This window comes from Halorubrum yunnanense, assembly GCF_026586675.1.
In the GTDB taxonomy this organism is placed as follows: Archaea; Halobacteriota; Halobacteria; order Halobacteriales; family Haloferacaceae; genus Halorubrum; species Halorubrum yunnanense.
Genome location: NZ_JAODIX010000080.1, coordinates 1 through 10,296 on the forward strand (window position 1 = coordinate 1; position 10,296 = coordinate 10,296).

10 protein-coding genes are annotated in these 10,296 nt (G+C 64.4%); 3 read left to right on the forward strand and 7 right to left on the reverse strand.

What is annotated here, in order from left to right:
- Positions 1–65 precede the first annotated feature (65 nt).
- Positions 66–908 (reverse strand): bifunctional hydroxymethylpyrimidine kinase/phosphomethylpyrimidine kinase, encoded by an 843-nt coding sequence (gene thiD, locus N5096_RS15305; protein WP_267665666.1) that lies wholly within the window; start codon positions 906–908, stop codon positions 66–68.
- A gap of 85 nt (positions 909–993) precedes the next feature.
- Here thiD and N5096_RS15310 point away from each other — a divergent pair, with 85 nt between their 5' ends.
- Positions 994–1,653, forward strand: a complete 660-nt coding sequence (locus tag N5096_RS15310) for a DsbA family oxidoreductase (RefSeq protein WP_267665667.1) — start codon at positions 994–996, stop codon at positions 1,651–1,653.
- Position 1,654: 1 nt separating this feature from the next.
- On the opposite strand, the gene N5096_RS15315 is transcribed toward N5096_RS15310, so the two are convergent.
- From N5096_RS15315 to N5096_RS15340, 6 genes are all read right to left on the reverse strand, one after another.
- Complete coding sequence (locus tag N5096_RS15315; protein ID WP_267665668.1) at positions 1,655–2,506, reverse strand: phosphatase PAP2 family protein; 852 nt, start codon at positions 2,504–2,506, stop codon at positions 1,655–1,657.
- A complete protein-coding gene (locus N5096_RS15320; protein ID WP_267665669.1) occupies positions 2,503–4,371 on the reverse strand; it encodes an ABC transporter substrate-binding protein in 1,869 nt (622 codons plus the stop codon). Before N5096_RS15320 ends, N5096_RS15315 begins: the two co-directional genes overlap by 4 nt.
- 97 nt (positions 4,372–4,468) lie before the next feature.
- Positions 4,469–5,659: a hypothetical protein gene (locus N5096_RS15325; RefSeq protein ID WP_267665670.1), complete on the reverse strand. Its 1,191-nt coding sequence runs from the start codon at positions 5,657–5,659 to the stop codon at positions 4,469–4,471.
- Between the two features lie 80 nt (positions 5,660–5,739).
- Positions 5,740–6,042, reverse strand: coding sequence for a DUF7091 family protein (locus N5096_RS15330; RefSeq protein WP_267665671.1), 303 nt, complete (start codon positions 6,040–6,042; stop codon positions 5,740–5,742).
- Positions 6,043–6,392: 350 nt separating this feature from the next.
- Positions 6,393–8,507, reverse strand: a complete 2,115-nt coding sequence (locus N5096_RS15335; RefSeq protein WP_267665672.1) for a hypothetical protein — start codon at positions 8,505–8,507, stop codon at positions 6,393–6,395.
- Positions 8,508–8,576: 69 nt separating this feature from the next.
- A complete protein-coding gene (locus N5096_RS15340; protein WP_267665673.1) occupies positions 8,577–9,218 on the reverse strand; it encodes a BspA family leucine-rich repeat surface protein in 642 nt (213 codons plus the stop codon).
- Positions 9,219–9,463: 245 nt separating this feature from the next.
- Here N5096_RS15340 and N5096_RS15345 point away from each other — a divergent pair, with 245 nt between their 5' ends.
- Both N5096_RS15345 and N5096_RS15350 read left to right on the forward strand, forming a co-directional pair.
- Positions 9,464–9,859, forward strand: a complete 396-nt coding sequence (locus tag N5096_RS15345; RefSeq protein WP_267665674.1) for a hypothetical protein — start codon at positions 9,464–9,466, stop codon at positions 9,857–9,859.
- Between the two features lie 256 nt (positions 9,860–10,115).
- A partial coding sequence (locus tag N5096_RS15350) for a hypothetical protein (protein WP_267665675.1) occupies positions 10,116–10,296 on the forward strand: 181 nt, incomplete at its 3' end.

A 10,296-nucleotide genomic window follows, 5' to 3' on the forward strand; every position in this document is an offset into this window, starting at 1 on the left:
CGTAAACATCCCAACCCAGCGGTGCAGTGCCGTGGGAATCCTCGCGCTTCAGCGCGGGGAGGATGTCAATCCTCGCCCAACACCGTCGGGTTGACCGCGCCCGGGCCTTCGCCCACGTCGTAGCCGCGCCGGACCGCCTCGGTCATCTCTTCGACCGCGACGGCGACCGCTCCACGAATCGACTCACCTCTCGCCAGCCGCGCCGCGATCGCGCTCGATAGCGCGCAGCCGGAGCCGTGCGTCGCGTCGGTGTCGATCCGGGGCGTCTCGAAGCGGTCGACGGTCGGGTCCCTCTCGCCCCCGTCCGCCCCGCCGGCCCGAACAAGCGTGTCGACGACCCTCTCGCCGCCCTTGTCGAGGTGGCCGCCTTTTATCAGCGCCGCGCCGGCGCCGCGGGCGACGAGCTCCCGGCCGGCCGCCTCGGCGTCCGCCGGCGTCTCGACGGGTTCGCCGACGAGGACCTCCGCCTCGTCGGCGTTGGGGGTGACGAGCGTCGCCCGCCCGATCAGCCCCTCGTAGGCGTCCTCCGCCGCGGGCGAGAGCAGCCGGTCGCCGGTCGCGGCGACCATCACCGGGTCCACGACGACGGGAGCCGCACGGCCGGCGAGCAGCTCGGTCGCGGTCTCGACGATATCCGCCGTGGCCAGCATTCCGGTCTTGACCGCGCCGACGTCGAAGTCCCCGATCACCGCGTCGTACTGGCTCGCGACGTGGTCGGCCGGGACCGCGTGGACGTCCTCGACGCCGCGCGTGTTCTGCGCCGTCGTCGCCGTCACGACCGCGGTCCCGAAGACGCCGTGGGCCGTCATCGCCTTCAGGTCCGCCTGCACACCGGCCCCGCCGCCGCTGTCGCTGCCGGCCATCGTCAGCGCGACGGGCGGGGAGACCGGGTCGCGTTCGCGTCTCATACTTCGGTGATATCATCCAGTAATATTAATTCGTGGCGATCACCGCCGCCGAACCTCCTTTGCCGCTCGCGGCCGAACGGGGGGTATGTCAAACGCCGATACCCCCGCGCCGACCGGGGCCGACGACGCCGACTCGATCACCGTCTACTCCGACTACGTCTGCCCGTTCTGCTACCTCGGCCGGCGGTCGCTCGCCGAGTACCAGGAGACCCGCGAGGAGCCGCTCGCGGTCGACTGGCACCCGTTCGACCTCCGCGCCGGCAAGCGCAGCCCCGACGGCACGATCGACCACGAGGTCGACGACGGGAAGGGCGACGACTACTACGCGCAGGCCCGCGAGAACGTCCGGCGGCTCCAAGAGCAGTACGACGTCGAGATGGCCCAGGAGATCGCCACCGACGTCGACTCGCTGCCCGCGCAGCTCGTCTCCGTCCGCGTGAAGGAGACCGCCCCCGAGGCGTGGCCCGCCTTCGACGACGCGGTGTTCGCGGCGCTGTGGCGGGAGGGACGCGACATCGGCGACCGCGAGGTGCTCGTCGACCTCGCGAGCGACGTGGCGGGGCTCGACGCCGACGTCGTCGACGCCGCGCTCGACGATGACGACCTCCGCGAGCGCGTGACGGGGATGTTCGACGCGGCGAGACAGCGCGGGATCACCGGGGTCCCGACGTTCGCGTTCGACGGGCACGCGGCCCGCGGCGCGGTGCCGCCGGAGCAGCTCGAACGGCTCGTCGAAGGGGCCTGAGCTAAGCGTCGCCCGCGACGGCGTCGCCGTCTGCGCTCTCCTCGGTCTCGCCGCTCGCGTCGCCGTCCCCATCGACGAGTCGACGGGAGAGATAGACGCAGCCGAACGCGAGGGCGACCCCGCCGACGACGTCGGTGAGCCAGTGGATCCCGAGGTACATCGTCGCGATCACCACCGACGTCGAGAGCCACAGCGCGACCGGCGTCCACCGCGGGTACTCCTCGCGCGTCAGGACGGCGAACGCCGCGACCGTCACCGACAGCGACGTGTGGAGCGAGGGGAAGACGTTCGTGGCCTCGTTTATTTCGCTCGTCAGCGCGGTGAAGTCGGGGTTGTGGGTGAACAGCAGGGACGTCGCGACGTTCAGGTTCCGCGGTCCGTACGCGAACACGACCGTGTAGAGCACGAGTCCGATCGCGTAGTTGAGCGCGTACGCGACGAGCAGTCGCTCCAGCGTCTCCGTCCGCGGGAGCGCGAGGTACGCGAGGAACGGGAACGAGAGCAGGAACGCGTAGCCGTACACGTACACCCACGAGAAGTACGCCGTCAGCTCGGGGGTGGCGAACGTCGTCTGCACCCAGCCGACGAACTCGCCTTCGACCGCGTGGATCAGCCCCGTCAACCGGAGCCCCCACAGCCCCGAGACGGCCTGGAGCGAGCTCCGGCCGACCGCGCTCGCGACCAGTACGACCCCCAGCACGGCGAGCGCGCGGCGCGAGCGCCACAGGCGCCCCGCGACCTCGCCCCGGAGTCCACGGAGCCGGTCAGGACCGATGATCGCCGCGGCCGCGAGGAGCAGCGCGCCGCCGACACGCACCACGACGCCTCCGACGACCGACGGCAGCCAGCTCATTCTCCCCTCGAGAGCAGCCGCCCCTCGTCGTCGAACCGGTACCCCGCGTCGCGAAACCGCTCTCTGGCCCCCTCGACGTTGAGCGACCCGGCGTCGCCGACGAACGGGGACACCGGGTCCGTCTCCCGCCCGTCCCACGAGAGGTCGGTCGGCACCCACTCGGGCGAGGTCGCCAGCGGCGACGCTGCGGGCTCCGCGTACCCGTCGAAGGCGTCGTCGACGAGCGCGTCCTTGTCGACCAGCGACGCGAGAACGGCCCTGAACCGCGGGTTCGACAGCGGCGTCCGTCGCGTGTTGTACCCGACGTGGTAGAAGCCGCCCGCCTCCCCCGTCACGAGCCGTGCGTCGGCCTCGCGGCCAATCCGCGGCACGGCGTCCGGCCCGAGGTTCGACACGGTCGCGTCCGCGAATCCGTCCCCGACGGCCTGCACCGCGGCGATGTCGGACGGCATCACCGCGATCTCCAGCCGCTCGAACGCCGGCTTCCCGCGGAACCGCTCTGGGATCCCGGCTGCCGGGTCCGACGCCGCGTCGCCGTCTACCGCGCCCGCGCCTACGAGGAAGTGGTCCAGGTTCCGCTCGAAGGTGACGGACTCCTCGGCCGTCGCCTCGACGAAGCGTATCGGACCGCTGCCGACCGGGTCCTCGTTGTTCGTCACCACCGCCTCGGTCGTCTCCACGTCGAACTCGAAGCCGGCGATCGTCGCGGCTTCGGTCCGGTCCGACCAGACGTGCTCCGGCAGGATCGGCACCTGCAGGGCGCGCGCCGCGACCGCGTCGTTGACGTCACCGACGGCGAGCTCCACCGTCGCGTCGTCGATCACCCTCGCGGACCGGACCACCGAGCTCCGGCCGCGGAACCGGGGGGTCGGCACTGCCGCCTCCAGTCGCCCCATCGAGGTGTCCCGGAGGAACTCGTAGGTGAACGCGACGTCCTCGGCTGTCACCGGCTCCCCGTCGTGCCACCGCGCGTCGCGCAGCGTGACCGTCACGGTCCCGTCGCCGCGCTCCCACCCCGAGCAGAGCCACGGAACGACCTCGTCGCCGTCCACCAGCGCGAGCTGGTCGTACAGCAGCGCGGTGAACGTCCCGCCCCGCCGGTACTCGGCCGCGATCGGGTTCCAGTTCTCCGTGATGTTGGCGTCGGTCGTCACGAGCCGGAGCGTGTCGCCGCCGTCCTCGGTCTCCACGTCGTCGGCCGTCGCGTTCCCTCCGGTTGAGTCGTTCGCGGTGGCGACGTCGCTCGTCCCCGCGCGTTCCAGCCCGAGGAGCCCGACGGGGGAGACCGGTCGCCGGTTCGTCCACCCCGTGAACCGCTCCTCGCGGACCGCGGTGAGCGGGTCCGGGAACGCGACGACGGAGAACGGCTGGAGCTCGCACAGCGAGCGCTGGAGGTCGGTCACGGCGTCGGCCCGCGCGTCGCCCTCGGCGCGCCGCTGGCGCTCAAGCTGCTCGTCCACGCCGGTGATGTCGGTGAAGCCGAACGGGTTCTGCCGGCCCGATTCGGTGACGAACCGCGAGTGGGTGAACGCGTACATCGCGTCCGGGTTTAACGGGTCGAGCTCCAGGAACTGGCCGACGTAGACGTCGAAGTCCTGGTTGATCAGCACCTTCCGCCAGAGGTCGGTCTCTCTGAGGGTGTTGATCCGGGCGTCGACCCCCACCGCGTTCAGGTTCTCGGCGAGATGCTTGGCGATGCGGATCCCGTTTGGGTCCCTGTCGGCCGGCGCCGCGTCGATCCGCAGCGTGAGCTGGGACGCCCTGTCGCGCCCCGCGATGTTGCGGGTCCGGCCGAGACACCCGGCGCTCAGGGCCCCCAGCCCGATCCTCGCGAGCGCCTCTCGCCGGCCGATCTGCCCGTTCATTCGTTCGTCCCTCTTTCGACGCTGGCGTATATCCCTTCTGTGGTATCGCCGCCGGGCGTCGACCGGGGCAATTCGGGCGTTTCGCGGCGCTCTCGGCTTATATGACGTCCGCCAGCGGGAGCGCGAGCCCGACTGCCCACGCGAGGAGCCCCGCGACGAGGACGGGCCGGTCGTCCGCCGCCCGCCCGATGGCGACCACGCCGAGCGCCGCGAGCAGCGCCATTCGGTGGACGATCAGCGCGGGCGGCACCGCGACGCCGAGCGCAGCGAAGTCCGTCACGAACCCCGACCCGAGCCCGACGACGACCGCGAGCGCGGCCGCGGTCGGATGGCACTCGCGCGACCGCGCGACGGCGAGCGCCGGCAGCCCGGCGGCGAGGACGAGGTACAACGGCCCCGCGATCGCCTTCGGCGGGAGGCTCGGAGACGCGAGCTCCAGCGCCACTCCGACCGCCCGCACCCCGACGACGACGGCCCCGAGCGCGGCCCCGAGGACCGCGGCGTCGACGTGTCTCGCCGCCTCTCGTCGGCTCCGCCGCGCGAGGTCGACGGCGGCCCTCCGCGTCCGGCGTCGGAGCAGGGCGCCGCCGACCGTGACGAGCGACGCCAGCTCGATCACCGAGATCCAGCCGTCGCTCCACCCGCCCTCGATCCCGCGGTACTCGCGGCGCACCTCGGCGTCGACCCCGCCGTGGATGAACTCGTCTTCCAGCCGGACCGCCGGCTCGTCGATTCCGGGCACCGTGTGGCGGAGCCGGAACCAGTCGTAGTACTCCTCGTGGGCCTGTACTGCGGTGTACGCTCTGTCCGGCGACTCGTACGCCCGAACGTGATCGCGCACGCCGAGGTACGCCCCCTCGTGGAGCTCGAACGTCTCCGTCAGCCAGACCCCGCCGGCGGGCCCCTCCACGTAGCTGTACCGCGTCGAACTGCGGGCGTCGGCCCAGTCGCGCTCGACGAACGCCCGCACCTGCTCGGCCTCCGCGGTCGTCGCCGACTCGTTCTCGTCCGTCTCCTCCCAGTCGGCCTCCGCGCCGCCCTCGATCGCCGCGCGCGTCGCCTCTGCGTCGGCGTGGAACACGACGTTAATCGCGAGCGTCCGCCCCCCGACTGAGGCGCTCCGGCTCATGTACGGCCACAGCCGGTAGTCGCCGTCGACCGAGATGAGCGACTCCTCGCCGACCTCCGGCGAGGGCGGCTCGTCGACCCAGTCCGCGAAGAACCCGGAGAGCGCCAGCCCGACGCCCGCGACGACGAGGAGCCCGGCGACGACCGTCGTCCGCTTCATGGCCCTTCGGAGGGCGGTGTGGTAAAAACGTGTTCGGGTGCCCGCGGGGTCCAATCCCGTGCACCGACCGAGACCCGCCCTCACCAGGTTTCGACGAACCCGTCGCGAACGTCCTCCGCGCAGCCCTCGCAGTCGGGGTGGTCAGCCTCGAAACACGAGGGGCGCCCCTCGGCGTCGACGGCGACCGCGCGCCGCTCCGCGTGTCGCCGACAGACGATTCGCGCCCGCCCGTCGTCGCCGGTCGGGAGGTCGTACCGGTCCGCCCCGCTGTCGTCGCCGTCGGGGTCGTCCTTCGCCTCGGCGTACGCCCGCCTCGCCTCCTCGAACTGCTTGCCCGCCTCGCGGAGCTGTTGGCGGATGACCCGTTCGAGTCGGTCGTCCATGGGGGTTGTACCGGCGCGCGGGATATAGGTCCGTTGGCGATACGAGGCAGATACCACATCGCAGCCGTCGGGACGGACTTCCTTGACTCCCTCGTCACTCACTTATAAATGGTTGACAGCGATCGACGGTACACACCGAGGGGGTCATGGGACTATTCGTAAGGGTTTGATTTCATCTACGATTCGGTGAATCAACCGTCAGAACTGGCCTGCGTATTGACCGCTGAGAATCCTACCAGTCTCAAGTGATGTTCTGAGCGCCGTGCAAGATACAGAGCGCGAGTCTCGCAGTTATTAGATGGTAGTCTCGGTAAGACGCTTCTTTACTGAATGAAAGCTAGTAGCTCGAATCAGCGATTTAACGATCGAGTCAGCGTGAACACGAACAATGCGATGAGGAAGGCCCCGAGGAACGCCTCGGTGGCGCTCACGTACTGAACCGCGAGCGTCCCTCGTGGGTTGCTCCCGATGAGGAATGAGACGAAATTCTGCAGGCTGAACAGGACGTAGTCCCACGTCCCGCTCCCGCTCTGGAGGGAATTCGTCAACTGGTAGATACCGCCGAATGCAGCGACGAGACCGATGGAGACGCCGACGACATTCCGCGGCCGTTCGCCGTAGCCTGCGACGACATCCAGCGTCAGGTTAGTCACCCAATCCCACGCGTTCTTGAGGCGTCCGCGGATGGAATCACCCGTCCGGAACTCGTTCGCGTGGCGCTGTCGGCGAAATTTCATTTCTTGGATGAAAAATCGTGCTGCCATCTCGTCTGCCCCGGTCTGGTCAGCACCGTTCTTGGCCTTGAGGTAGGTGTTCTCCAGTTCGCCGGGGGTCGGCCCTCCGGGCTTTTTGCCTTCCAGCTCTTCCTCGGCTCGTTCGGCAAGTTCGTGCATAGTTTCCTGCACGTCGTCTGTCGTCTCTAAGTCCTCAAGTTCGATGTCAAACTCGACCGGCGCCGCGTCTACCATGCCGGCGACCATCTCCGATATGGCTTCCACCTCGTTCTCATCCGCCTCCTCCATCAGATCCGCGAAATCCTCCGCCTCTGAAACGATCTCGCCAGCAGAAATCTCGTCGTCGATATCAACGGCGTCAGTGAAGGTATCGATACGCCAGTCGACGGCGGCGAGGTCGTCTTTGTAGGGGCCAAAGTCAAAGCCGTCAAACGTTGTGTTCTCGAAGCGGAAGTGCTTGAACAGGTGGGCGTCGTCGTTGTTCGTCGCGAGCTTGATGTCGCCGAGCGTTGCGTCCGTGAAGTCGTAGACGACGGGGGTATCGGCGGGCAACGTTATCCGACCGCTCTCAGCTGTCACCCCGGAGAGATCGAAGACCCCTGGCTCGGTGAGCGTCGTGTTGTCGAAGTATATACCCTCGGCGATCCCGTTCAGTTCTACGGTCTCTCCCAGTGTCGAATTCATAAAATTGAGGTCACAAGCGTCGACACTATCCAGTGAGACTCCTGTGCTGACCGTTATGCCGGTAGCTTGGACGTCGTCCCGGAACGTGGCGGAGCTCCCCTCAATGGCGCCGACTTCGGCCGACGCGAGTAACAAGTCCTCAAAATCCGCGCCCGAGACCTCGAGAGACTCGCCCACAGTGCAGTGTATCATCTCCACTCTTTCGTCGACCTCGAAGTCTGTCATATCCACTCCCTCTATGATTGTCGCGGTTCCCAAGCTCACCTCGCCGGTTACGGATGCCTTCGCCAATTCCAGAGTCCCCTCTACCGACGCCTCTCTGAGCCACACTCTCCCCTCGCAGTTGAGACGTCTCGCCTCGATATCGCCGTCGACATCCGCCGAACCGAGGGCCAACTGGCCCTGTACCGAGGCGTCACTGAGGTTCAGGTCTCCATCGACAGTAAGTTCTGCTAAGTCGACACGGTCGCCGAACTGGGCACGCTGAAACGACAGGTCACCAAGTATCAGGCTATCGTTAACTACCGACAGGCCCTCGGCGCTGATACCGTCGACGAACTCCACCCTATCCGCTCGGAACTCGCCGACAGAGGCATCCTCAAGGTTAACGTGGTCTCGGAACAACGCCTTCTCGAAATTACAGGTCCCGATCTCGGTGTTGGCCAACCATAGTATCGAGTCGAACTTGGCGTGTGTACAGTCAAGCCTATCGTCGATAGACGCGTACCGCAGGTCGATGGGGTAGTTGTCCGGCAGCTGGATGGTTTCGAAGGAGAGGTCTAACGACGACAGGCGCGCCCCGATGAAGGCCTTCGCCTGCTTTCCGGGTTCTTCGAGCGCGGCCACGAATGCATCCCGAACCTCCTCAGGTTGCTTCGCTGAGACCGGTGCGTGGAAGATACAGTAGTCTCCGTCGTCCCGAGGATCCCGGGGGCAGATCCAGTCAATACTCTTGTGCCCGTACGCACAAGCTTCTGCCGGTCGTTCTTGCGGGTCTAGTACTGCCGGGTCGGAGGCATATGATCCGCCCTCGTCATTATCAGCCATCTGTCGGGCTGTGTATTACAAAATAATTAAATTTGCTGAAAGGGGAACTGCTGCATACAACGCGCGTATTCAACACGGTTCTCCCCAATTTGGTTGCTTAGCGTCAACGCCGTCAAATCTTGCATATTCATCAAATCGGTGTGGTTTTTGAGTGATCTTTTCAACACACCACGCACTGATATCCTGATTGAACGACTCAGCCTCCCGGAACATACTTACCATATTTTCAACATTACTGGTGTCCCACCCACTGATATCCTGATTGAACGACTCAGCTCCAGTGAACATTTGTATCATATATTTGATATTCCTGGTGTCCCACTCGCCAATATCCTGATTGAACGACTCAGCCCACGAGAACACACCTCCCATATTTATAACATTACTGGTGTCCCACCCGCCAATATCCTGATTGAACGACTCAGCATTCCTGAACATACTCCCCATATCTTTGACATTACTGGTGTCCCACCCACTGATATCCTGATCAAATGGATTTGATTGATCAAATGTTGGTTCACCGCGTTCAGCACTAAACATCCCACTCATATCTTCGACATTGCTCGTGTCTGCATTCTCCAGATCAAATTCGCTCACATCAGTCCCGACATCTTCTTCAGTGAATGAAATATTGGAAAAATTATGTTCCTGCAGTTCACCATCTTTGAACAGTCCACTACTATTTGCGGGTAGCAACACAGTGTCAGTCATAACCTTATCGCTACACTCCAATCTATTCAATCTGAAGGTTCGCAGAGATCTGCTTCTTATAGAGCGGTCAGTGATTATCTCGCGTGCTGCGTTGATCCTCTAAATGCAGCGCGTCACTTGTGACAGGAGGTATAGATGTGAATTCAACGCTGCTGCATACAAGGCGCATATCGGTCAGACGTATAGACACAAAGAGAGACTGAAGCGAAGACTGCTCTTTTGTCGCAGTGCTTCGAACACCGTGTATGAGTTTGACTCGATCACGGCGAACCTTTATTGCTGGTATGGGTTTGGCCGGTCTTGCCGGAATTGCTGGCTGTGTTGATGGACGCGGGAGTAGTCGAGGCGCGACTGATGTGATTCTTCACAACGAAGCAGAGGTATCGCGGACAGTTGAAATGACGGTCACGCAGCGCGGTGGCGAGTCGTCGAATATTGACACCAGTCTCGATATGAACCCTCATTCGAGACAGAAAATCAACAATGAGGTGATAATGGACAGCGACTACGACGTAGAAGTCACATATACTGACGACACTGGAGAATCACCGTACTCAGAGAGCCAGGAGTGGAATGACGCCGGTCAACCGCTTCACATTCTACTGAACGATCAGATCGTATTTGCAGTGCAGATAGGGTAACTCGTAGCGGACTGTTCATTCCCGTATCCTGTATTGTAAGCACAATACTCCCCATGAGTCGCTTCCGTGAGAGATCCATCCTCTGAATTTACCCTCTGTATCTTGCACGCCGTTCTTATCTGATTCCGAATAGATCAGACTACAGTGTCTTCATTCCTTGGCCTATACTGAACGATTCACGGGTGGTTAATGAGATATATGAACTGTTCTATAGCTCCCTCTGCACACCCCGAAACCCCCAGCCGCTCGGAGATACGTGACTGACGACGACTCGATGGTGGACACCCCCAAAGCCCCGGTCGCTGAGGGCGGCGCACGCTCGCTGTCGTTCGAGACGCCGGAGGCGTCTCGCGATGACGAAACGGCTGTAGTGACCGTCGAAAACTTTGTAATATTTGAGCGAGAGTATGAAGTATGCCTGGACCGTCGAAGCATCT

Excerpts from the sequence above, each read along its gene's own strand:
- thiD (WP_267665666.1), bottom strand. The coding sequence starts at position 908 with ATGAGACGCGAACGCGACCCGGTCTCCCCGCCCGTCGCGCTGACGATG.
- N5096_RS15310 (WP_267665667.1), top strand. The coding sequence starts at position 994 with ATGTCAAACGCCGATACCCCCGCGCCGACCGGGGCCGACGACGCCGAC.
- N5096_RS15315 (WP_267665668.1), bottom strand. The coding sequence starts at position 2,506 with ATGAGCTGGCTGCCGTCGGTCGTCGGAGGCGTCGTGGTGCGTGTCGGC.
- N5096_RS15320 (WP_267665669.1), bottom strand. The coding sequence starts at position 4,371 with ATGAACGGGCAGATCGGCCGGCGAGAGGCGCTCGCGAGGATCGGGCTG.
- N5096_RS15325 (WP_267665670.1), bottom strand. The coding sequence starts at position 5,659 with ATGAAGCGGACGACGGTCGTCGCCGGGCTCCTCGTCGTCGCGGGCGTC.
- N5096_RS15330 (WP_267665671.1), bottom strand. The coding sequence starts at position 6,042 with ATGGACGACCGACTCGAACGGGTCATCCGCCAACAGCTCCGCGAGGCG.
- N5096_RS15335 (WP_267665672.1), bottom strand. The coding sequence starts at position 8,507 with ATGGCTGATAATGACGAGGGCGGATCATATGCCTCCGACCCGGCAGTA.
- N5096_RS15340 (WP_267665673.1), bottom strand. The coding sequence starts at position 9,218 with ATGACTGACACTGTGTTGCTACCCGCAAATAGTAGTGGACTGTTCAAA.
- N5096_RS15345 (WP_267665674.1), top strand. The coding sequence starts at position 9,464 with ATGAGTTTGACTCGATCACGGCGAACCTTTATTGCTGGTATGGGTTTG.